Origin of the sequence: Rhodococcus sp. C3V, from assembly GCF_029269915.1 — a bacterium.
GTDB classification, from domain to species: domain Bacteria; phylum Actinomycetota; class Actinomycetes; order Mycobacteriales; family Mycobacteriaceae; genus Rhodococcus_F; species Rhodococcus_F qingshengii.
This window is the reverse complement of sequence record NZ_JARJBE010000002.1, coordinates 156,824-179,346: the sequence shown is the minus strand read 5'-3', so window position 1 is coordinate 179,346 and position 22,523 is coordinate 156,824. Positions and strand designations below refer to the sequence as shown.

The following is a 22,523-nucleotide window of genomic DNA, read 5'->3' as shown; positions in this document are numbered from 1 at the left end:
CCACCTTCCGAGGTGTCTGCGGCGGCCCTTCTTTTCTGCCACAATCGTGGCTATGGAACGCGAACCGGATTGGGCAGAAGTCGACGGTTACCTTGTCTCCACGTTGGTAGGTGAAGATCCGGTTCTCGACGCGGCACTCGCCGCCAACTCCGAGGCCGGTCTCCCGCCCATCGACGTGGCGCCGAACCAGGGCAAGCTCCTCAATCTTCTGGCGCGAATGTGCCTGGCGCGCAATGTTCTCGAGATCGGAACGCTCGGCGGATACAGCACGATCTGGCTCGCTCGCGCGGTCGGCCCCTCGGGCCAGGTCATCACGCTGGAATTCGATCCCACCCATGCGGATGTCGCTCGGGCGAATATCGAGCGCGCCGGCTTGGCTGACCGTGTCGACATCCGCGTCGGCGCTGCGCTCGACAGTCTCCCGTTGATCGCGAAAGAAGAGTTGGGACCTTTCGACTTGGTCTTCATCGACGCCGACAAGGAGAACAACACCGAGTACGTGCGGTGGGCGTTGGCCCTTTCGCATCCCGGAACCGTCATCATCGTGGACAACGTGGTGCGTGGGGGACACGTGTCCAACCCGGATATCGACGACGAGCGCGTCAAAGCGAGTCGAGCGGTGTTGGAGATGATCGCGGCCGAGCCGAAACTCGACGGCACCGCCATTCAAACCGTGGGTTCGAAGGGATGGGACGGGTTTGCCGTTGCAGTAGTGAACGAGTGAGCGCAGACTCGAAGCGGTGAGGATGCTGGGGGCAGCAAAGGCGGCATGGCGATGGGTGCGCAGTGCTCCCGGTACCTACGTCTGGTTGCTGGCCCTGCTGTTCACCACACTGTTCCTGCGGCATCTGCCTGACAATGTCGAGGAGCGTTTTCTCGGCAAGCGCTCGACCAATCTGCATCACCTGGCCGAAGACCCGCTACGAGTCCTGTTCTCGAGTGCCTTCTGGCTCGAAGGTGGCGGTTGGTTGGGATACCTGGTTCTCTTCACCATCTTTCATGCAACGGCTGAGCGTTGGCTCGGGACGTGGCGGTGGTTGTGTGTTGTCGTCATTGCCCACGTCGGAGCCACGTACATCAGCGAAGGTGTTCTGTACGAAGGTATTCGGCACGGATACGTGGCGGAGTCGGCGGTCAACACTCTCGACGTGGGTGTGAGTTACGGTCTGGCCGGCGTCATGGGGATTCTGGTATATCGAATCGTCGATCCGTGGCGATACGTCTATCTCGCGGGGTTGCTGCTCTTCTATGGTGTACCTCTGATTTTCGCCACCAATTTCACCGCCATCGGCCACATGTCTGCGTTGTTGCTCGGGTTGGCGTGCTACCCGATCACGCGCGCTCGGGCCGGCACGTGGAATCCGATGGACCTGTGGCATTCGCGAAGAATCGCAGGTCTTCCATGAATCGCACCGCGGAAAGTTACCCGCTGGTAGTTTAGCGTCATCGACGAAAGGTAATGACGTGTCTGGCACCGATGGATTGCTCTTCAACCCCCATACTTACGACCCCGCTCAGTTCGATCCGGAGACCCGCCGTTTGCTGCGAGCCACCATCGAATGGTTCGAGAGCCGCGGCAAGAAGCAACTTCTTCAGGACGACCTCGACGCCGTGTGGGTCTCCGACTTTCTCGAATTCGTCGGCAAGGAGAAGTTGTTCGCGACGTTCCAGACTCCGGCGGCATTCGCCGACGGTGACGAGAACCGTCGTTGGGACGGTGCCCGCAACGCAGCTCTGAGCGAGATCTTCGGTTTCTACGGGCTGGCGTACTGGTACGCGTGGCAGGTCACGATCCTCGGACTCGGACCGATCTGGATGAGTGACAACGACGCTGCGAAGAAGCGTGCAGCGCAGGAACTTGCCGACGGTGGTGTCATGGCGTTCGGGCTGTCCGAGCGCGACCACGGCGCCGACGTGTACTCCACCGACATGCTCCTCACTCCCACCGACGGCGACGTCGCCTTCCGCGCGAGCGGCGAGAAGTACTACATCGGAAACGGCAACGTAGCCGGAATGGTGTCTGTGTTCGGGCGTCGTACCGACGTCGAGGGCCCCGAAGGCTACGTGTTCTTTGTCGCCGACAGTGCACATCCGAACTATCAGCTCGTGGACAACGTCCTGCGCGGGCAGATGTATGTCAGCAATTTCCGCCTCGACGATTACCCGGTGCGCGAGGAAGACATTCTGCACACCGGCGTCGCCGCATTCGAGGCCGCGCTCAACACGGTCAACGTCGGAAAGTTCAACCTCTGCACCGGCTCCATCGGCATCACCGAGCATGCGTTCTTCGAGGCAATCACTCACGCGCAGAATCGAATTCTGTACGGCAATCCCGTCACGGACTTCGCCCACGTTCGCGCCGCCTTCGTCGACGCGTACTCACGTCTGATCGCGATGAAGCAGTTCAGTGCGCGGGCGGTCGACTACTTCCGCAGCGCCAGCCTCGAGGACCGTCGCTACCTGCTGTTCAATCCCATGACCAAGGCCAAGGTCACCTCCGAAGGTGAGAAGGTGGTCGGGTTGCTGCACGATGTGATCGCAGCCAAGGGATACGAGAAGTCCACGTACTTCCGCGAAGCAGCGCAGATGATCGGCACGCTGCCCAAGCTCGAGGGCACCGTCCACGTCAACGTCGGCCTGATTCTCAAGTTCTTGCCGAACTATCTGTTCAACTCGGCGCAGTTCCCGGAGATCGTCACGCGCGACGACGCCGCCGACGACGAGTTCTTCTGGAACCAGGGGCCTACCCGCGGCGCTGCGAAGATCCAGTTCCACGAGTGGAAGCCCGTCTACGAGAAGCACTCTTCGATTCCGAACGTCGCCCGTTTTTACGAGCAGGCGATCGCGCTCACCGAATTGCTCACTGCTGCAGCGCCGGACGCGCAGCAGCAGAAGGATCTCGATTTCATGCTCAACGTCGGGCACCTGTTCTCTCTCGTCGTCTACGGTCATCTGATTCTCGAACAGGCCGAGATCAGCGGGCTCGACGCCGACGTTGTCGATCAGATCTTCGACTTCCAGATTCGTGACTTCTCGGGATACGCGATCGCACTGCACGGAAAGCCGTCGTCGACACCCGAGCAGCAGAAGTGGGCCCTGGCCGCGGTGCGAAAGCCTGTTGTCGACAGTGAACGCTTCGACCGGGTGTGGCAGCAGGTCAAGGCGTACGACGGTGCATACGAGATGCGCGCATGACCGCGCCGGTGACGCGCGAGCAGTTGATGGCCGTCGTGGAGGGATCCCCGAAAGCCGTCGGCGCGCATGACCGCTCGACCTGGGTGGCCCTGTTTGCCGGCGACGGACAGGTCAACGACCCTGTAGGTTCACGTCCGCACAACGGTCAGGCGGCGATCGAGAGTTTCTACGACACGTTCATCGCCCCCAATTCGATCACCTTCCATGTCGAGCGCGACATCGTGTGCGGCCGGACGGTGTGGCGCGATCTGAGCCTCGCTACCGAGATGTCGACCGGAGTCGTTCTCGACGTTCCGATGCACTTGCGCTACGACTTGGTGGGGGAGCCCGATTCCTTGCGGATCGGAACCCTCTACGCGCATTGGGAATTGGCGACGATGTTGAGCCAGCTCGCGACTGCTGGTGTGGCGGGGGTGAAGGCGGCCGCGAAGTTGACGCCGCAGTTGCTCTCGAACCAGGGGATCGGCGGGGCGCTCGGGTTCTCGCGCGGCATCTTCGGCGTCGGAGACAAAGGCAAGAAGGCAGCGTCGCGGTTCCTCGATGCGGCCGCTGTCGGCCGAACGCCGCCGGTACCCGTCGAGCTTCCGGCGGGGACGCAGTTGTCCAACGCTGATGTCAACGCTCTGCTCACCGGCGTGACGAAGAGCAAGATGCTGGTTGCCGGTCGCACCGTGACGGCGAGCGTCATCGTGTGCGGGGAACCGGCCATCGCATTGTTCGGCTTCGAGGCGAGCGGTCATCGACTCAATCGGGTGCGTTTCTTCACCGAGAGCTGACATAGAGCCCTCCACATGCAGGTCAGGCTCGGCGCGCCACTCCGGCGCGCCGAGCCTTCGCTTTTCTGAGAATTGTCAGATCGCCCCGAGATCGGCAGACAGCCAGTGCTGCGGATTCATGTAGATCGCTACCTGTTCGCCCAACTGCGATCGCGCGAATTCGAGATACCCGTCGACCTTGTCCGGGGCCAGGTAACGCCGCGAGACTTCGACCAGCATCTCGTCGGTGCCCGGAACGATCTTGTCGACGGATCCGCTGACGCTGACGTAACGGATTGTCGGATCGAGCCTTTCGGCCATCAACGAGAAATGCCCGGCCGACTCGATGAGTCGTGCCTTTCGCGAATCCTTGCCCGTGAGGATCCATGGTTTGCCACCGGGTGAGTACAGGTACCAGATCGGGACGGTCAACGGACCGCGCTCGGTGCCGTCCGCCACGGACAGCGCCCCGATGTGGGGTTCGGCCAGGAACTGTTCACGCTCATTTTCGGAGAGTGCCATTCCTCGAGATTACCGCGACGTTTGACATGGCGTTGTGACTCCGTACACAATCGATGTGCTCATTATGAACAGGCGTTCGCAATGCGAACACGTTTCGATCCGAACTACTGGATCCCAACCGGTCGCGAACGCCCACAAGCAGTGAATGTCGAGGATCCGATGACCGCACATACGCAGTCGAGTTCAATCACCGGTTCGCCTGGGGCGCGTGCCGCAATGTGGGTAGCACCGTTGTGTTGGATCGCTGTGCTTCTGGACGGATTCGACCTGGTCGTACTCGGCGCGGTCATTCCTTCGCTTCTCGACTACGACGCGTGGGGTTTGAGTACCGGCACGATTACGATGATCTCGACCTTCGGGCTCATCGGCATGACCATCGGCGCCCTCGTCATCGGCACTCTCACTGACGTCATCGGTCGACGCCGCGCGCTGCTGTACGCCGTTGCCGCATTCTCGATTCTGACTCTGTTGTGCGCAATTGCGCCCAATCCGTTCATCTTCGGGCTGCTGCGCTTCCTTGCCGGTGTGGGGCTGGGTGGCGCCCTACCGACGGCATTGGCTCTGGTCAACGAATTCTCGAAGAAACAAGGCGGTGGATCTGCGTCGACCATGCTGATGACCGGCTACCACGTCGGCGCCGTTGCCACCGCCGCGCTGGCGCTCGTCGTGATCGAACCTTTCGGTTGGCGAGCGATGTTCGTTGTGGGCGCACTTCCTGCCGTCGCCCTGATTCCACTCATGTTGCGGTATCTGCCGGAATCCCCGTCGTACCTTCTCGCTCACGGAAAGCGTGCCGAAGCCGAGGAAATCGCTGCCCGTTACGGAGTCGAACTCGAGATTGCGCCCACGTCCGAAGTTGAGCGCGCCGAAGCCGCCAATCCCGTTCGCGCACTGTTCTCTTCGAAGTTCTTGCGCAACAGCATCGCCATCTGGATCACCAGTTTCATGGGCTTGCTGCTCGTCTACGGATTGAACACGTGGCTTCCGACGATCATGCGTGAGGCCGGTTACAACCTCGGGGCGTCGTTGACGTTCCTTCTGATCCTCAATGCCGGCGCCGTCGTCGGGCTGTTGATCGCCGGGGGCGTCGCGAACAAGATCGGCCCGCGGACTGCAGCCATCGTGTGGTTCGCCGGAGCTGCACTGTTCCTGGCGCTTCTGAGTATGAAGGTGTCGTTCGGAATCTACGTGATGGTCTTCCTCGCCGGATGCTTCGTGTTCAGTGCGCAGGTACTGGTCTACGCCTTCACGAGCGCCAATCACCCACCTCAGATTCGCGCGACCGCGCTCGGATGGTCGGCAGGTGTCGGCCGGGTCGGTGCGATCTGTGGCCCGATCCTGGGCGGAGTCCTCCTGGGTGCGGGTTACGCCGTGCCGTGGGGCTTCTACGCTTTCGCGCTCGTCGGACTGCTCGGAGCAATTTCTATCTCCTGCACACGGGTGCGCACCTGAAATACCAGTTTCGCTGGTTGGCGTGCTACTGCTATCGTAAAACATGAGAATGAAGAGTAGCGCTATCGTCGCGCCGCAGGAACCGCTACCGATGCCATCGTCTCGATCCGGTTTGTGGTGGGGCTTGCTCGGTGTGCTGGCGTTCTCGTTCACCGTTCCGCTCACGAGGGTCGCCGTCGCGGATCTCGACCCCCTGTTCGTCGGTGCGGGCCGCGCCGTCGTTGCCGGGGCCCTTGCGATTGTGATGCTGTCGGTTACTCGCGCGACGCTTCCGACGCTTCGGCAGTGGTTGCGCATCGCACTCGTGACTGTTGGTGCGGTACTGGGGTTTTCACTGTTCACCACGTTTGCGTTGCAGACATCGCCGGCGAGTCACGCGGCAGTCGTGATCGGGCTACTTCCCGCTGCGACCGCGGTATTTGCGGTCGTCCGAGGAAAAGAGCGTCCCAGTAAGGGATTCTGGTGGGCAAGCGCCGCCGGCGCGGTATCGGTCGTAGGGTTCGTGGCGATTGCAAACGGCGGACTCGGCTCGTTTCATCTCGCTGATCTTCTTCTGTTCGCCGCGGTGGTGTGTGCAGCGCTGGCATATTCGGAAGGTGCGTTGCTGGCCCGCGAGATCGGGTCGTGGCAGACGATTGCCTGGGCATTGATTCTCGGACTGCCGGTCACGATTGCGTTGACGGTGGCGTCCATGGCCCAGGCTCCGGTCTCTGCCGATGTGAATTCGTGGCTTTCGTTTGCCTACCTGGGATGCGTGAGTATGTTTCTCGGGTTCTTTCCTTGGTACCGGGGTCTGGCGATCGGTCCCATTTCCACTGTGAGCCAAACACAGTTGGTTCAACCGGTGCTCAGCATTGCCTGGTCGGCGCTGATACTCGGTGAGACGTTGTCACCCTCGATCGTGGCCGGCGGTGTCGTCGTCATCGGGTGTGCCTGGCTTGCCCTGAAGGCGCGAGTGGCAGCGCCGCGTGCTGTGCCGGCACGCGACGCGACCACTGCTACTGATGAATCAGAAAAGCGGGCCGCCACCGAAGGCACTGCGGTGTGACGCCGGTTGTTTCCCGTTGGCGTCGGTGATTCCGTACTCGACGGCCGTCTCGGCGGTGATCAGTGTGTGACCGCTGCGCGCGTTCACTTCTGGATCGTTGGCCAATGCAGTGATGACTTGGCCGACGAATTCCGGGGTTTCGGCCTCGGCCAGTGAGAAGCCTTCGAAGCTCTCGATCCCACTCGCCTCCATCCGCTCGTTGCGGATCAACCCGAGCCAGAAGGAAAGTGCGGTGACGCCGGTCCCCTTCAATTCGACAGCCATGTCCGCGGCCATCTTGTCCAAACCTGCCTTCGACATCCCGTACAGCACAGAGTGCAGGTACCCGCGGGTGCCGAACGACGAGATGTTGCCGATCACTCCACTGCCCCGGGGAACCATCAACTTCGCCGCTTCCACCGAAGCAACGTAGTGGGCGCGCAGTCCGATTCCGATCAGCGAATCCCAATCGTCGATCGGCCTCTTCCAGAACGGATCGGCGAAGCCTGCATAACCCGCCGGGTTTGCCCAGACGTTGTTGACCAGAAGATCGAGGCGGCCTGACTGTTCCTCGGCGATGCGTGCAAACAGGTCGACGATCTGTTGATCGTCGGCGTGATCGCACTGCACGGCAATGCCGTGACCACCGCGCTCGGTGATCTCGGCTGCGGTGCGATCGAGTGGGCCGTCGTCGCCGACGGTTCCTCGGGCCGTCACGTACACCGTCCATCCGTCGCTTCCCAGCGCGAGGGCAATGCCCTTGCCGACGCTCCGGCTGGCACCGGTTACGAGCGCAACTTTTCCGTTCGTCGTCATCGCGGCCCACCCAACGAACCCTCGGCGATGTCAGCGTCCGGGGAAAGGGGAGTGGTGATCGACCACGTCTCCGTGAAATGGCATTGACTCATTTTCCACATACCGTCCTCGATCACGTACTTGTCGTCGTATTCGCCGGTCATCAACTTCTCGGTGCGCCCGACGGTGTCGATCTGGCGGAACTGCAGAGCCCATCGCCCCACCGCCGACGTCTCCGAGGTCAGTGTGATGTCGGGATGCGATCCGTGATGCATGTCGAGGACCGCGTACCGGCCGTCGACCTTGCGAAGAGCGATCTTCTCGAAGATGTCCGCCATCGGCCCCGCGTCGTCGAAGGCGCCGAGGCGGCCGTAGTCGATCGACGCTCCGGAACGGATGAAGCTGTTGCGGAACCCAACTGGATCCTTGGCATCACATGCTCGCCAGTAGCCGTGCTTGAGCTTCTTGATTTCCTCGATCTGTTCGAGCGCGTCGAGGCGTTGTGCGAGATCCAACGTCGGTCCTTTTCGTCTGGGTTTCCCGGAGACATGTCGGATCGACTGTAGGGTGTCCTCAGTCACATGTGTGTAGTTTTTCCCAGTGACCGGTCAGGAATCGGTGTCGGTTTCGCTCGAGGATTCGTCGCCGGTGAGCGTGATCGCAGTCGAGTCGCTGAAGACGCTGCCCCAGAGCTCGCCGAGGGCTGGATCTTCTTCGGCGTGTTCGGGCGCCATCATTGCGAGCAGATTGTTGATCAGCATCCCGTTCGCGATGAACAAACGCGCTTGCTCGGGTGTGCAACCGGTGCGCTCGCGCAGCAAGGTGTAGATGCCGGACATGGCGTTCCGGGAGACGGCGGCGACATCATCGGTGCTGGTGGCGAAGCCGTGCAACATGACAAGCAGTAGATCTCGGTCGAGAACCAGCTCGCCGTAGGCGGATCCGAGTTCGGCCCAGAACTGCGGATTGCTCGGATCGATCGTGACCGTATCCAATTTGTCGTTGAAGGTGCGGACGATTTCGTCGAGCGCGCGCGTGAACACTGCGTGGAACAAATCTGCCTTGGTTCCGAACATGCGCACGACGTAGGGCTGCGAGACACCGGCTTCCTTGGCGACGGCGTCCGTACTGGTCCCCGAGTATCCACCCTTTGCGAATGCTCGCGTTGCCGCGGCAAGGACCAACGCGCGACGTTCCGGTGCGCTCATCCTGCGGGTACGTGGTTCAGCTGCACCGATCGACATGTTGACACGTTATCACCGGATAGCTTAGTTTCGACCTAAGTAATCATTCGATGCCTTAAGGCACCTTCACTCGAGGAATCACGATGACCGTTTTGACGAAGTCCGGATCGGACGCCGCATCCGGGTCGGAAAGCAGTGGAGGACGTAAGGTTCCGATCGCGATAGCGATGGTTGCTGCCTCTCTGCCCATGTTCATGGCCACCCTCGACAACCTCGTGATGACGAGCGCGCTGCCGGTGATCGAGAAGGAGCTGAATGCGTCCGTCGGGCAACTTCAGTGGTTCATGAATGCGTACACGCTCTGCTTTGCGACGCTGATGCTTTCGGCGACGACGCTCGGCGATCGGTGGGGGCGCCGCAAGATGTTCGTATTCGGGATCGGGCTGTTCACGGCGGCGTCGATTGCTTCGGCGTTGTCGACGACACCAAGCCTGCTCATCGCGGCCCGAGCCTTTCAGGGCGCCGGCGCTGCCGCGATCATGCCGCTCTCACTCACTCTCCTCGTGGCAGCGGTACCGGAAGCCAAGCGTGCCATGGCAATCGGCGTGTGGGGTGGCGTCTCCGGCCTGGGGATCGCGATGGGTCCCGTGGTCGGTGGAGCGGTAGTCGACGGGTTCTCGTGGCAGGGGATCTTCTGGATCAACGTGCCGGTTGCGATCGTCGCTGTTCCTCTCGCGTTGTATGCGTTGCGTGAATCGACCGGTCGCACACAACCTCTCGACCTTCCCGGTGTCGCACTCGCCGGACTCGGTGTGTTCCTGGCGGTGTGGGGGATCGTTCACGGCAACGACGACGGCTGGGGATCGCTTGGAGTAGTTGCGTCGTTGGTCGGTTCCGCAGTCGCGTTGGCACTGTTCGTTTTTCGCGAGATGAAGACCTCGCATCCGGTCATGCCCCTACGTCTGTTCCGCTCACGCAGCTTCTCGATGGCGAACGTCATCGGCTTGACCTTCTCGATCGGAATCTTCGGGGCGGTGTTCCTGCTCTCGCAGTACCTCCAGATCGTGATGGGCTACAGCCCGTTCCAAGCAGGCCTGCGGACGCTTCCGTGGACGGCAGCGCCGATGATCTTCGCGCCTCTCGCCGGTTTTCTGGCGCCGAAGGTCGGGCTCCGTTCGCTTCTGCTGACCGGTCTGTTGCTCCAGGCCGGAGCATTGTTCTGGTTGGCAGCGTTGATCGGTCCCGACGTGACGTACGGGTCGCTGGTTCCGGCTCTACTGATGGCGGGCATCGGCATGGGCCTGACCTTCGCGCCGAGCTCGACGGCGGTACTCGTCGACATGGACGAGCCTGATCACGGAACGGCCAGTTCGACCAACTCGACGCTTCGTGAGATCGGTGTTGCACTGGGAATCGCGGTTCTCACTGCAGTCTTCCTTGCCGCCGGCGGTGCCCTCACGCCCCTCGGTTACGGAGATGCGCTGACACCTGCACTGCGCGTCGGCGGTTGCTTCGTGTTGGTGGCCGTGGTCGCGGCATGGTTCGTGCCCTCGCATCGCAAGGCCTGAGCACTGCTGTGCGCCTTTATTAACCTCCGGCGGTTAATAAAGGCGCACAGCAGTTACGAAGCCGGGTCCCCCGGGAACGCTGAGGTGGCCGGAGCGGTTCCCAGCGCGGACCGCCATCCGGCACCGCGGATTGCCGCATCGGTCAGGCCGTCGATTCCGAACGTGCGGAGTTGGTCGGTATCGACCTGTTCGACGAATGCCCGGTAGGTCACGGCGGTGTCGGATTCGATCTGTGCTGCCAGCTGTGCCGCGGTAACGGCGTCCGTCACCGGAAACGGGATCTCGTACGCTGCCGCGGCTGTCGGCGGGGTCACGCCCGCGTCGGTCGACAGGGCAACCAGCGCATCACGTCGCGCGCGGTGCGCTGCTGTGTGCGTGGCAACCTCGTTGACACGGGCAGGATTCGAAAACGCGGCAACCACTCCGTAAGCGAAGATCGCGGCATTCTCTGATTCGATTGCGGTCAGCAAGGCAGAACTCTCGGATCGACGGGTGTGCGAAGTGATCACGGAAGCAACACCGCAACCTGAGTCGAGCACGACGCGCTGATCGAACCGAGCAGGCCCGCGCGATAGCCGGACATCGTCCGAGCGAGGTCCGCGGCACTGCGCGCCGAATCGGCCAGCGAGGTACTCAAGGTTTCGACGCCCGCAGGAGCGTTTGCGACCGAGGTCGACGGGGGCGCTGTGGTCGTAGCGGCGCCGCTGCCCGCTGCTCGCGCAATCTCGGCGTCGAGTTCGAGTGCATGCGCTGTGCGTTCGGCGCTGATCGTGGTCAGTGATGCCGACTTGTCCGGTGCGAGTGCGATGGCGGCGGTTGCGGCTGCCGCGTCGGAGCGGGCTCGATCGGCCTGGGCCGTCAGCTGGTCGACTTCTGCAGCCGCCTCCGCTGTGCCGTTATCGGTGCAGGCGGACAACGAGAAGGCAGCAGCGCCCAACGCTGCTGTTCCCGTCATCTTGAGCGCACTCCGCCGGGAGAGTGGGGTAGTAGTCATGGGCGTCAGCACCAGTCCATCGTGCCAGGTGGTCGGCCGATCGTTCGAATCCGCGGCACGTGTTCAAGTGTGACGTGCGTCGGGCACTCTGGTCACGGAGACGCGCAATGAGCGGTACTCTTGGATGCTTGCAGCATGTGGCACCTGGTGTCTTTTCATGCTCGCAGCCGCCCACGTCGACAGTCGACACAAGTCGGACAATCGACGACAACTGAAATGAGGAGTTCGCGAGATGCCGGTGCCATCCAGGGAGAGGGTGATCGAGCTGATCTCCGAACTCGTGCACGCCCAGGGTTATGACGTCGAAGACGTTGTCGTGACCAGTGCGGGCAAGCACAGCGCGGTGCGCATCATGGTCGACAGCGATGCCGGGATCGAGCTCGATGCCGCCGCGGAGATCAGCAGACTCGTTTCGGAACTTTTCGACACCCTCGAGGAAATCGGTGAAACGCCGTACACCCTCGAGGTGACCTCTCCGGGAATCGATCGCCCACTGACGCTCGATCGTCACTGGCGTCGGGCTCGCGGACGTAAAGCGCGAATCGATCTGGCCGGCGAGACCGTGGTGGGCCGTATCGGAACGTTGAACGACGATTCCGTGGCAGTTGTCATCGGTGGCCGTGGCGGACTGACCGTGCGCGAGATTGCACTGGGCGACGTTCAGAAGGCTGTAGTTCAGGTGGAGTTCTCGAAGCCCAGTGAGGCGGAGTTGGAACTCGCGGGCGGCATCCCGGAGGGGCGCGCAGTTCCCTCCGATGCGGTTGACCTCACCGAGGACTCGGGCGTGGACAGTGTCGAAGACGACGAAACAGAATTAGAAGACGTAGAAAACGAAGAAGGGTTCGACAAGTGAATATCGACATTGCAGCGTTGCGAGCGATCGAAGCCGAAAAAGGTGTCTCGATCGAAACTGTGATCGCCACGATCCAGACCGCGCTGCTGACGGCGTACCGCCACACCGAGGGGCACAAGCAGAACGCTCGGATCGATGTCAACATCAAGACCGGTTCGGTGCGAGTGATGGCGCACGACACCGATGCCGACGGCAACATGATCGGTGAGGAGTGGGACGACACTCCCGAGGGATTCGGACGCATCGCGGCCACCACCGCACGCCAGGTCATCCTGCAGCGTCTGCGCGACGCCGAGCACGAGCGCAGTTTCGGTGAGTTCTCGACCCATGAGGGTGAAATCGTCGGCGGTGTCATTCAGCGTGACACGCGTGCGAATTCCCGCGGAATGGTCGTCGTCCGAATCGGCAGCGAATCCAATGGCGCCGAAGGATTGTTGCCGCCTGCAGAACAGGTTCCCGGCGAGAACTACGAGCACGGTGAGCGCATCAAGTGCTACGTCGTCGGGGTTGCTCGCGGAGCCCGCGGCCCACAGATCACCCTCTCGCGGACCCACCCGAACCTGGTTCGCAAGTTGTTCGCACTCGAGGTTCCAGAGATTGCGGACGGCAGCGTCGAGATCATCAACGTCGCGCGCGAAGCGGGGCACCGTTCCAAGATCGCCGTCGCCTCACGTGTGCAGGGGCTCAACGCAAAGGGTGCATGCATCGGCCCGATGGGTCAGCGCGTCCGCAACGTCATGAGCGAACTCGCGGGGGAGAAGATCGACATCATCGACTTCGACGAAGATCCCGCGACGTTTGTGGGCAACGCACTTTCCCCGTCGAAAGTGGTCTCCGTCACTGTCGTCGATCCCGAGGCTCGTGCGGCCCGTGTCATCGTGCCCGATTTCCAGCTTTCGTTGGCCATCGGAAAAGAGGGTCAAAATGCCCGCCTGGCTGCGCGGTTGACGGGTTGGCGTATCGACATTCGTAGCGATGCGGCACCCGTTGGCGACGCGTCCGACCGGCCCGCCACGTCCAACGGATAACGGTGGAATGCAGTGATCGAGACGGTTCGGCGGTAGAGTGGACAATGGTTCGACGTGAGTCCTCGGATTCTGCGCGCGTGAAACCCGGTTCGCCGGTCAGAACGTGTGTGGGATGCAGGGAACAAGGGTCGGCTGTCGATCTGTTGAGGGTCGTGGTTGGTGAGCAGGGGCCGGAGGGTTCCCCGCTCGTCCCCGACGTATCGCGAAGACTCCCCGGTCGAGGTGCATGGCTGCACCTGGATCCGAGTTGTCTGAGCCTGGCAGAGCGGCGCCGAGCATTCAGCAGAGCACTGCGAGTGTCCGGAAATCTGGACACGTCCGCTGTCGACCAGCTGGTCGACGCAGTTCACACAAAAGCAGTACCTCTCGAGAAGAACAGGCACAAGCACTCATGAGCACACCGTGAAGCACCAACGATGAACGTCCATCGGCGATAACCCGAGGTCGTGCGGGACCCACATCTGTGGGATGCCTCCTGCTCGACCTCATCAGTGAGGAGAGCAGTGGCAGGCAAGGCCCGCGTGCACGAGTTGGCTAAAGAACTCGGTGTCACCAGCAAGGAACTACTCGCAACGCTCAAGGAGCAAGGCGAGTTCGTGAAGTCTGCGTCATCCACAGTGGAGGCGCCCGTCGCCCGTCGTCTGCGGGAGTCATTCCCGTCGGCAGGCGGAGCAGAAACCAAGTCCGAGACCGGCGCAGCCGCTCCGGCGGCTCGCCCCGCGGCAAAGCCCGGCGCACCGTCGCCGTCGGCTGCAAAGCCTGGCGCACCGCGTCCCGGCCCCAAGCCGGCCGCACCCGCACCGGCTGCTCCCGCAGCTCCGGCCCCGGCAGCCCCCGCGGCTCCCGCAGCCGCTGCTCCGGCAGCACCGTCAGCGCCGGTCCCCACCCCGACGTTCAACGCTCCGAAACCAGCACAGCCGGCACGTCCGGCTCCGGCTGCTCCCGCAGCGTCGGCACCGGCAGCCCCCGCGGCTCCGGCCGCACCGTCCACCGGCGCAAAGCCCGGCGGACCGCGTCCGGGACCGAAGGCACCTCGCGTCGGTAACAACCCGTACTCCTCGGCACCCGCCGAGCGTCCGGCACCTCGTCCGGCTCCCGGCGCACCGCGTCCGGGCGCAGGTCAGGGCGGTTCTCGTCCGGCTCCGGGTCAGGGCGGTCCCCGTCCGGCTCCGGGTCAGGGTGGACCTCGTCCGGCTCCGGGTCAGGGCGGTCCCCGTCCGGCTCCCGGTCAGGGTGGACCCCGTCCGCCTGCAGGTCAGGGCGGACCCCGTCCCAGCCCCGGCTCCATGCCTCCTCGCCCGAACCCGGGTGCAATGCCTGCTCGTTCCGCTCGTCCCGCGCCCGGTGGCGGCGGACGTCCGGGTCGTCCCGGTGGCGCTCCCGGTGGTCGTCCGGGTGGCGGCGGCGGTGGATACCGCGGTGGCGGCGCTCCCGGCGCCGGTGCTGGTGCAGGTGCTCCCGGTGGAGCAGCTCCGGCCGGTGGATTCCGCGGTCGTCCCGGCGGCGGTGGCCGTCCCGGTCAGCGCGGCGCAGCGGCAGGTGCATTCGGTCGTCCCGGCGGAGCAGTTCGCCGTGGACGTAAGTCGAAGCGGGCGAAGCGCGCCGAGTACGAAAGCATGCAGGCTCCCGCAGTCGGCGGCGTCAGGCTGCCACGCGGCAACGGCGAGACCATCCGTCTCGCTCGCGGCGCATCTCTGTCGGACTTCGCGGACAAGATCGACGCGAACCCCGCAGCACTCGTGCAGGCGTTGTTCAACCTCGGTGAGATGGTCACGGCAACTCAGTCGGTCAACGACGAGACGCTGGAGCTGCTCGGCGGCGAAATGAACTACGTCGTGCAGGTCGTCAGCCCGGAGGACGAGGATCGCGAGCTGCTCGACAGCTTCGACCTCACCTACGGCGAGGACGCCGGCGGAGAAGAGGACCTCGAGTCCCGTCCGCCTGTGGTCACCGTCATGGGCCACGTCGACCACGGTAAGACCCGTCTGCTCGACGTGATCCGTAAGGCGAATGTCCGTGAGGGCGAAGCCGGCGGCATCACGCAGCACATCGGTGCCTACCAGGTGCTGACCGAGCTCGAGGGCAACGAGCGTCTCGTGACGTTCATCGACACCCCGGGTCACGAGGCCTTCACGGCCATGCGTGCTCGTGGTGCCAAGGCCACCGACCTCGCGATCCTTGTTGTCGCAGCCGACGACGGCGTCATGCCGCAGACGGTGGAAGCGATCAACCACGCCCAGGCGGCCGACGTGCCGATCGTGGTCGCGGTGAACAAGATCGACAAGGAGGGCGCGAACCCGGACAAGATCCGGCAGCAGCTCACCGAGTACGGACTGGTGGCCGAGGAGTACGGCGGAGACACCATGTTCGTCGACATCTCGGCGAAGCAGGGTCTCAACATCGACGCACTGCTCGAAGCAGTGCTGTTGACGGCCGACGCTTCCCTGGATCTGCGCGCCAACCCGGACATGGACGCTCAGGGTGTTGCCATCGAGGCGCACCTCGACCGTGGCCGCGGCCCCGTCGCTACCGTGCTCATTCAGCGCGGAACGCTGCGGGTCGGCGACTCGATCGTTGCCGGCGATGCTTACGGCCGCGTCCGCCGCATGGTGGACGAGCACGGTCAGGACGTCCACGAGGCACTGCCTTCACGTCCGGTCCAGGTCATCGGCTTCACGTCGGTCCCCGGTGCAGGCGACAACCTGCTCGTGGTCGACGAGGACCGTATCGCTCGTCAGATCGCGGACCGTCGCAACGCACGTAAGCGCAACGCGCTTGCAGCGAAGAGTCGTAAGCGCATCAGCCTCGACGATCTCGATGCAGCTCTGAAGGAACATTCACAGCTGAACTTGATCCTCAAGGGTGACAACTCGGGAACCGTAGAGGCCCTCGAAGAGGCTCTCCTCGGAATTCCGATCGACGACGAGGTGCAGTTGCGCGTCATCGACCGCGGTGTCGGTGGCATCACGGAGACCAACGTCAACCTGGCTGCTGCGTCCAACGCGATCATCATCGGCTTCAACGTCCGCGCCGAAGGCAAGGCAACGGAGCTGGCGAACCGCGAGGGCGTCGACATTCGCTACTACTCGGTGATCTACCAGGCCATCGACGAGGTCGAGAAGGCACTCAAGGGTCTGCTCAAGCCGGTGTACGAAGAGGTCGAGCTGGGCAAGGCAGAGATCCGCGCCATGTTCCGTTCGTCCAAGATCGGCAACATTGCCGGTTGCTTGGTCACCTCAGGCAGCATCCGTCGCAACGCCAAGGCACGTCTCATCCGCGACAGCAAGGTCATCGCCGAGACGGTCACCATCTCCTCGCTCAAGCGGGAGAAGGAAGACGCTACCGAGGTTCGCGAAGGCTACGAATGTGGTTTGACCGTCACCTATTCCGATATCAAGATCGGTGACGTTCTCGAGTGCTACGAGCTTCGCGAGAAGCCGCGCGACTGATTATGTCGACACGGGCGTTGGGGCGGACGCACGTGAGTACTAGCTGACATGGACTCTCTCGGACTTGAACATACAAGTCCGAGAGAGTCCATTCGGCTCTGTATAGGGGGAAAATGTTTGTAGGGGCACTGGAGTTCGACATCCTTTTCGGCGATGTCCACTCACTCAAGGAAAAGCGTTCGATGCTGTCGCCGATCCTGACGGAACTCCGTCGATTCGGTGTGAGTGCAGCGGAGGCGGGGGAGCAGGGACGCCTGCGTCGTGCGCTCGTGGGCGTCGGTGTGGTCAGTTCGTCCGTCGATCACCTGCACGACGTTCTCGATCATTGTGAGCGGGCGGTCGCCGAGCGTCCGGAGATTCAGTTGCTGGCTGTGCGAAGGCGAATTTTCGGCCCGGAAGACTGAGCGTCACCGATCTGTGTCGCTTAGCCACTCTTCCAGGCGCCGTAACGAATCGAGTTCGTCGGAAAGGGATTCGGCTCCGGTGAGGAAGCGCGTGATTCGCGGGGCGCCCTTGGCGAGGACTTCCCCGTAGGCGGCGCACTACTTCATGCAACTACGAACCGCACGGTAGACGCGCCCGGATCGATCAAGGTTGATGTGAGCGATTCGCTGGTCAGATTGAGGCCCGCGTTGCCCGCCCCGACCTCAATGGATATCTGGCGGCTCGATTCACCCCGCAGCGAACCGGATCCGTCAGAGATGTGCGTCAAGTCGATTGCTCTCGTTCCACCGGTGCGAGTGTCGCGGTTCGAATAATTGACGTAGGCGGTGATCGAACACGGGCTGTCGAAAAAGGAAGTCCAGGAGACTGAAACGACTGCAATGCCTGGACGGTCGTGCGGCGTTTGGACGTAGCCCGTGAGTTGTCCGCTACAAGGAAGGGTGTTGTTCCTTCCCAACGAATATGTCAATGGAAGCGGTGTGAACTCGCTGTGGTCGGCCGACGCGATTGCCGGCGAGCAAAGTAGTGCAGTCGCAACGAGTCCTCCGGAAATTATCGATGCGGTGATTCTTGATCGCGTCATCGACCGGACGTTACCAACAAAAGGGCGATCGGTCTGTGCTGTGGGTTCGGCAGGCGCGGGTGGATGGTGATTTGGTTGCCGGGTAGCCGATGGACGAGACTGTTGTCGGTAATAATTCTTGTTAACCAGAACTTTGATCGATCGAGTCACCTCGATTCGAGTGGCCAGGTAGAGGAGACTGACAGTCATGGTAGATCCAGCCCGGGCACGCAAGTTGGCAAAGCGTATCGGAACCATCGTCGCGACCGCGATCGATCACGAGATCAAGGATCCGCGACTCGCATTCGTGACCATCACGGACACCAAGGTCACCAACGATCTGCACGACGCGACGGTGTACTACACAGTCATGGGCGAGAAGGTTGATTCCGCACCCGATGTGGAAGCCGCCGCCGCAGGTCTCGAGAAGGCCAAGGGTGTTCTCCGCTCGAAGGTCGGTGCCGGAACCGGAGTTCGCTTCACACCGACTCTGACGTTTGTCGCCGATACCGTTCCAGACACCGCGCGTCATATGGAAGAACTGCTGGCCCGTGCCAAGGCCGCCGACGACGAGGTCGCCAAGGCGCGTGAGAATGCACAACCGGCCGGAGATGCAGATCCGTACAAGGAGCCGCGAGTGGCTTCGGACGAAGACGAGGCGTCGCCAGATGTTCGTGAAGCCGACTGACGCGCACCGAGAATGACGATCACCGCACTTTCGGACGTCGACCCCTGCGAGGCGAAGTTCGCTCAGGTGGCCGAGGTTCTCGAATCGGCACACACGGTGACAATTCTCTGCCATGTGCAGCCGGATGCGGACACGATCGGCAGCGGACTTGCGCTCGGTCTCGTTCTCGAGCGTCGGGGCATTTCGGTGCAGGTCGCGTTCAGTCGGCCGTCGGCGCTGCCCGAGTCGATGCGCGATTTCCCCGGTCTCCACTTGCTCGTGGCGCCCACTGATGTTCGGGAAAGTGTCGATGTACTGGTGACGGTGGATGTCGGCAGCGAGGGCCGTCTCGGTGAGTTGTCGAGTCGACTCGCCGGCGCGAATCGCACGATCGTCCTTGATCACCATCGCTCCAATTCCGAATTCGGAAGTATCAACGTCGTCGACGAAGCCGCGGCTTCGACGACGGCGCTCATCGCACGATTCTTCGATGCGTGGGGAGTCGCGATCGATCGCGATATCGCGCACTGTCTCTATGCCGGACTGGTCACCGACACCGGCTCCTTCCGGTGGGGAGGTCCGCTTCCGCACGTGCTCGCGGCGCGTTTGCTGGCGACCGGCATCGACGGCGACGCGATTGCGCGAAAGCTGCTCGACACCCATCCGTTCGGGTGGTTGCCGATGCTGGCTTCGGTACTCGGGTCCGCGGTGCTGGTCCCGGAAGCCGCGGACGGCCGTGGGCTGGTGTACGCGGTCATCCGACGCAGTGACATCGGCGATCTTCGCTCCGAGGAGATCGAGAGCGTCGTCGATATCGTGCGAACCACTTCGGAAGCCGAAGTTGCCGCCGTACTCAAAGAGTCGGTTTCCGGAAGCTGGTCGATCTCGTTGCGTGCAAAGTCGGCGATCGACGTGTCGGCGGTCGCTGAAAGTCTTGGTGGCGGCGGGCACCGGCTGTCGGCCGGATACACGTCGACCAGTTCCAGCGACGAGATTGTTGCCGCGCTCGTCGCGGCACTCGGCTGAATCCGCGGCATTGAGCGAATCTGACGCCACCTCGGCAGGATCTTCGGCAGCTGATTTCGACGTCACTGGGCGTCGAATCTTTTCCCTGGCGTTTCCGGCACTCGGGGTACTGGCAGCCGAACCCCTATATCTGTTGTTCGACATCGCCGTGGTCGGCCGACTCGGGGCACTCCCGCTGGCCGGGTTGGCGGTCGGTGGTCTGATCCTGTCGTTGGTGAGTACGCAGCTGACCTTCTTGTCGTATGGGACGACGGCGCGCGCGGCACGGCTGCACGGAGCGGGGCGCGAGCGTGATGCGGTGGGCGAGGGTGTTCAGGCGACCTGGCTGGCGGCCGCGATCGGCCTGGCCTTGGTCGTGATCGTGCAGGTGATCGCCGGCCCGCTGACTTCGGCGGTGGCCGGGACTCCCGACATCGCCGCGGCTGCGGAAAGTTGGCTCCGGATAGCGGTGTTGGGTGTTCCACTCATCCTGGTGGCCCTGGCCGGCAACGGCTGGATGCGCGGGGTTCAGAACACGGTGCGACCGCTGCGGTTCGTCCTTGTCGGCCTGGGTATTTCGGCGGTGTTGTGTCCAATTCTGGTGCACGGCTTGCTCGGTGCTCCGCGTCTGGAACTCGAAGGATCAGCTGTTGCGAATCTGGTGGGCCAGAGTGTTTCGGGTGTGCTGTTCGCCTGGGCGCTCTTTCGTGAACCGGTTTCGGCTCGACCACATTTTGCGATCATGCGGGCGCAGATGCTGATGGGCCGTGACCTGATTCTGCGCAGCCTCGCATTCCAAGCGTGTTTCGTTTCCGCGGCTGCAGTGGCGTCGAGGTTCGGTGCGGCCGTAGTCGGTGCACACCAAGTCGTCCTCCAACTGTGGAACCTGGTTTCGCTCCTTCTCGATTCCTTGGCGATCGCAGCTCAGACGCTGATCGGAGCGGCGCTCGGCGGTGGATTCGCAGCCGCGGCGAAAAGGATGACCTGGCGGATCACCGCATGGTCGACGGTATTTGCCGTGGTGCTCGCGATCTTCTTCGCCGCCGGCCACTCCGTGATCCCCGGACTCTTCACGTCCGACGCCGAGGTGCTCGGTCAGATGTCGATCGCATGGTGGTTCTTCGTCGCGATCATGCCGGTGGCGGGAATCGTCTTCGCACTCGACGGTGTTCTACTCGGCGCCGGGGACGTGGTGTTTCTGCGCAACGCGACCATGCTGTGCGCAGTTCTCGGGTTTCTGCCCGCGATCTGGCTCTCTCTCGCCTACGACTGGGGGCTCGCCGGAATTTGGGCAGGGCTTACCGTGTTCGTAGTACTTCGGATGGTCGCGGTGTCGTGGCGAGCGTTTTCCGGCAAGTGGGCCGTGACAGGTCCGGCGACGGCGAAGCGCGGAAGTTCAACTGAGGAAGCAGAGGGATCGTGGCAGCAAAGCTGATGGCGGTGAGCGACATTCATGTCGGTCACAACGGCAACAAGCCGATGACGGAGGAACTGTTTCCGGATTCGCCTGACGACTGGCTCATTCTCGCCGGAGATGTTTCCGAGAAAACTGACGAAATTCGGTGGGCGTTGAAGCTCCTTCGCAGCCGATTCGCAAAGGTCATCTGGATTCCGGGCAACCACGAACTGTGGACGACCGCCAAGGATCCGGTTCAGATTCACGGAGCGCCGCGCTACGAGTACCTGGTCAACATGTGCCGCGAACTCGACGTCATCACACCCGAGGACCCGTTCCCGGTGTGGGAGGGAGACGAGGGACCGGTCACGGTCGTCCCGATGTTTCTTCTCTACGACTACTCCTTCCTGCCGGAAGGTGCGCGAGACAAGGAACACGGGCTCGAGATCGCGCGTGACAAGAACGTCGTCGCCACCGACGAGTTCCTACTCTCACCGCAGCCGTATGCCACGCGCGACGCATGGTGCCGGGCGAGGATCGAGTACACCCAGGCGCGGTTGGATGCGCTTCCCGAAGGCACAAGAACCGTTCTCGTGAACCATTTCCCGATGGTCCGGCAGCCGACGGACGTACTCATGTATCCGGAGTTCGCACTGTGGTGCGGAACCACCGCGACCGCCGACTGGCACGTGAAGTACAACGCGGTGTGCTCGGTGTACGGGCACCTGCACATCCCTCGAACCACGTACTACGACGGCGTCCGCTTCGAGGAAGTCTCACTCGGATACCCGCGCGAGTGGCGTCGGCGTGGACTGCCGGAGAAGTTGTTGCGTCAGATTCTTCCCGTTCCGGAGTACCCGCCGGGAACGCTCAACAAGTGGGGTGGCCACTTCAAGGTCACGCCGGAGCAGGAAGCCGAAGTCGAGCGCATGCGCGCCGGACGCTGAGAGGTATCGCTACGTGATCGAACAGATTCTTCCCGGTGGAGTTGCGACGGCCGAGGCCTTCGTCGATCCGCCCGGTCTGGTTCCGCACCCCAGTGAGGAAGCGTTGATCGGCCGCGCGGTCGAGAAGCGTCGTCGTGAGTTCGTGACCACCCGGCACCTTGCGCGTCAGGCGATGGGCAAGCTCGGTGTTCCGTCTGCCGCTGTCATGCGCGGTGAGCGTGGTGCGCCGCTCTGGCCGCAGGGAGTGGTCGGGAGCCTCGCCCATTGCGACGGCTACCGCGGCGCTGTCCTGGCGTACTCCATGCAGGTCCGCTCACTCGGTATCGACGCCGAACCGCACGGCCCGCTGCCGGACGGGGTATTGCCCGCGGTCAGCATCGAGGCGGAACGAACGTGGTTGGACACTCAGGAAACCGGCGGTCCGGTGCACTGGGATCGAGTGCTCTTCTGCGCGAAGGAAGCCACGTACAAGGCGTGGTTTCCGCTCACCGGGCGCTGGTTGGGTTTCGAGGACGCCCACATCACGTTCGAGGCGGAGTCGGAAACGTCCGGCACTTTCAACTCGCGTCTGCTGGTCCCCGGTGAGGCGACGTCCGGTCCGCCGCTCACCTCTTTCGACGGCAGGTGGTTGGTGTCGGACGGACTCATCCTGACGGCAATTTCGGTGCAGTGAGCGCGAC

Annotated in this window: 23 protein-coding genes; 17 read left to right on the top strand and 6 right to left on the bottom strand. The window is 62.8% G+C overall.

From position 1 onward, the window contains the following. Positions 1 to 52 precede the first annotated feature (52 nt). The 4 genes from P3G66_RS05815 to P3G66_RS05800 are packed head-to-tail and all read left to right on the top strand — an operon-like array spanning position 53 to position 3,971. The gene (locus P3G66_RS05815) at positions 53 to 724 is read left to right on the top strand and encodes an O-methyltransferase (RefSeq protein ID WP_276116305.1); all 672 of its coding nucleotides are present in this window, start codon (positions 53 to 55) and stop codon (positions 722 to 724) included. Between the two features lie 22 nt (positions 725 to 746). Further along, a complete protein-coding gene (locus P3G66_RS05810; RefSeq protein WP_003942804.1) occupies positions 747 to 1,406 on the top strand; it encodes a rhomboid-like protein in 660 nt (219 codons plus the stop codon). Positions 1,407 to 1,464: 58 nt separating this feature from the next. Continuing rightward, positions 1,465 to 3,195 carry an acyl-CoA dehydrogenase family protein gene (locus P3G66_RS05805; protein WP_007735018.1) on the top strand — a complete coding sequence of 577 codons (1,731 nt, stop codon included), beginning with the start codon at positions 1,465 to 1,467 and terminating at the stop codon, positions 3,193 to 3,195. Next, on the top strand, positions 3,192 to 3,971 hold the full coding sequence (locus P3G66_RS05800) for a ketosteroid isomerase family protein (protein ID WP_030535621.1): 780 nt from the start codon (positions 3,192 to 3,194) through the stop codon (positions 3,969 to 3,971). Before P3G66_RS05805 ends, P3G66_RS05800 begins: the two co-directional genes overlap by 4 nt. Positions 3,972 to 4,046: 75 nt before the next feature. On the opposite strand, the gene P3G66_RS05795 is transcribed toward P3G66_RS05800, so the two are convergent. Then, positions 4,047 to 4,472, bottom strand: coding sequence for a pyridoxamine 5'-phosphate oxidase family protein (locus tag P3G66_RS05795; protein ID WP_003942732.1), 426 nt, complete (start codon positions 4,470 to 4,472; stop codon positions 4,047 to 4,049). 216 nt (positions 4,473 to 4,688) lie between these two features. On the opposite strand from P3G66_RS05795, the gene P3G66_RS05790 reads away from it, so the two are divergent. Beyond that, entirely contained in the window at positions 4,689 to 5,924 is a 1,236-nt protein-coding gene (locus tag P3G66_RS05790; RefSeq protein WP_276116404.1) for an aromatic acid/H+ symport family MFS transporter, read from the top strand. Positions 5,925 to 6,015: 91 nt separating this feature from the next. Next, positions 6,016 to 6,972 carry a DMT family transporter gene (locus P3G66_RS05785; RefSeq protein ID WP_007735024.1) on the top strand — a complete coding sequence of 319 codons (957 nt, stop codon included), beginning with the start codon at positions 6,016 to 6,018 and terminating at the stop codon, positions 6,970 to 6,972. Here P3G66_RS05785 and P3G66_RS05780 read toward each other — a convergent pair. The 3 genes from P3G66_RS05780 to P3G66_RS05770 all read right to left on the bottom strand — a co-directional run bounded on the left by P3G66_RS05780 (position 6,934) and on the right by P3G66_RS05770 (position 8,990). Beyond that, positions 6,934 to 7,767 carry an SDR family NAD(P)-dependent oxidoreductase gene (locus P3G66_RS05780; protein WP_003942723.1) on the bottom strand — a complete coding sequence of 278 codons (834 nt, stop codon included), beginning with the start codon at positions 7,765 to 7,767 and terminating at the stop codon, positions 6,934 to 6,936. The genes P3G66_RS05785 and P3G66_RS05780 overlap by 39 nt on opposite strands. Next, positions 7,764 to 8,261 carry a nuclear transport factor 2 family protein gene (locus P3G66_RS05775; RefSeq protein WP_161121019.1) on the bottom strand — a complete coding sequence of 166 codons (498 nt, stop codon included), beginning with the start codon at positions 8,259 to 8,261 and terminating at the stop codon, positions 7,764 to 7,766. Before P3G66_RS05775 ends, P3G66_RS05780 begins: the two co-directional genes overlap by 4 nt. 93 nt (positions 8,262 to 8,354) lie before the next feature. Next, complete coding sequence (locus tag P3G66_RS05770; protein WP_003942694.1) at positions 8,355 to 8,990, bottom strand: helix-turn-helix domain-containing protein; 636 nt, start codon at positions 8,988 to 8,990, stop codon at positions 8,355 to 8,357. Positions 8,991 to 9,073: 83 nt separating this feature from the next. Between P3G66_RS05770 and P3G66_RS05765 the strand changes: the two genes are divergently transcribed. Next, on the top strand, positions 9,074 to 10,498 hold the full coding sequence (locus P3G66_RS05765; RefSeq protein WP_075833004.1) for an MFS transporter: 1,425 nt from the start codon (positions 9,074 to 9,076) through the stop codon (positions 10,496 to 10,498). A 53-nt stretch (positions 10,499 to 10,551) separates the two neighbouring features. On the opposite strand, the gene P3G66_RS05760 is transcribed toward P3G66_RS05765, so the two are convergent. Beyond that, positions 10,552 to 11,007 (bottom strand): ferritin-like domain-containing protein, encoded by a 456-nt coding sequence (locus tag P3G66_RS05760; protein ID WP_080726667.1) that lies wholly within the window; start codon positions 11,005 to 11,007, stop codon positions 10,552 to 10,554. Then, on the bottom strand, positions 11,004 to 11,453 hold the full coding sequence (locus tag P3G66_RS05755) for a hypothetical protein (protein ID WP_063316736.1): 450 nt from the start codon (positions 11,451 to 11,453) through the stop codon (positions 11,004 to 11,006). Before P3G66_RS05755 ends, P3G66_RS05760 begins: the two co-directional genes overlap by 4 nt. 271 nt (positions 11,454 to 11,724) lie before the next feature. Here P3G66_RS05755 and rimP point away from each other — a divergent pair, with 271 nt between their 5' ends. From rimP to P3G66_RS05705, 10 genes are all read left to right on the top strand, one after another. Beyond that, the gene (gene rimP, locus P3G66_RS05750; protein ID WP_063316556.1) at positions 11,725 to 12,345 is read left to right on the top strand and encodes a ribosome maturation factor RimP; all 621 of its coding nucleotides are present in this window, start codon (positions 11,725 to 11,727) and stop codon (positions 12,343 to 12,345) included. Continuing rightward, complete coding sequence (nusA, locus tag P3G66_RS05745) at positions 12,342 to 13,373, top strand: transcription termination factor NusA (protein WP_003942738.1); 1,032 nt, start codon at positions 12,342 to 12,344, stop codon at positions 13,371 to 13,373. Before rimP ends, nusA begins: the two co-directional genes overlap by 4 nt. 44 nt (positions 13,374 to 13,417) lie before the next feature. Then, positions 13,418 to 13,768: a YlxR family protein gene (locus P3G66_RS05740; RefSeq protein ID WP_019748063.1), complete on the top strand. Its 351-nt coding sequence runs from the start codon at positions 13,418 to 13,420 to the stop codon at positions 13,766 to 13,768. Positions 13,769 to 13,876: 108 nt separating this feature from the next. Then, complete coding sequence (gene infB, locus P3G66_RS05735) at positions 13,877 to 16,822, top strand: translation initiation factor IF-2 (protein ID WP_030535614.1); 2,946 nt, start codon at positions 13,877 to 13,879, stop codon at positions 16,820 to 16,822. Positions 16,823 to 16,935: 113 nt separating this feature from the next. Next, on the top strand, positions 16,936 to 17,226 hold the full coding sequence (locus P3G66_RS05730; protein ID WP_003942205.1) for a DUF503 domain-containing protein: 291 nt from the start codon (positions 16,936 to 16,938) through the stop codon (positions 17,224 to 17,226). Positions 17,227 to 18,036: 810 nt separating this feature from the next. Then, positions 18,037 to 18,516 carry a 30S ribosome-binding factor RbfA gene (gene rbfA / locus P3G66_RS05725; protein WP_003942248.1) on the top strand — a complete coding sequence of 160 codons (480 nt, stop codon included), beginning with the start codon at positions 18,037 to 18,039 and terminating at the stop codon, positions 18,514 to 18,516. Between the two features lie 12 nt (positions 18,517 to 18,528). Further along, positions 18,529 to 19,521, top strand: coding sequence for a bifunctional oligoribonuclease/PAP phosphatase NrnA (locus P3G66_RS05720; RefSeq protein WP_054188570.1), 993 nt, complete (start codon positions 18,529 to 18,531; stop codon positions 19,519 to 19,521). 76 nt (positions 19,522 to 19,597) lie between these two features. Then, positions 19,598 to 20,935, top strand: coding sequence for an MATE family efflux transporter (locus P3G66_RS05715; RefSeq protein ID WP_269616211.1), 1,338 nt, complete (start codon positions 19,598 to 19,600; stop codon positions 20,933 to 20,935). Then, positions 20,920 to 21,843 (top strand): metallophosphoesterase, encoded by a 924-nt coding sequence (locus P3G66_RS05710; protein ID WP_073512271.1) that lies wholly within the window; start codon positions 20,920 to 20,922, stop codon positions 21,841 to 21,843. Before P3G66_RS05715 ends, P3G66_RS05710 begins: the two co-directional genes overlap by 16 nt. Positions 21,844 to 21,856: 13 nt before the next feature. Beyond that, positions 21,857 to 22,516, top strand: coding sequence for a 4'-phosphopantetheinyl transferase (locus P3G66_RS05705; protein WP_003942126.1), 660 nt, complete (start codon positions 21,857 to 21,859; stop codon positions 22,514 to 22,516). Positions 22,517 to 22,523 lie beyond the last annotated feature (7 nt).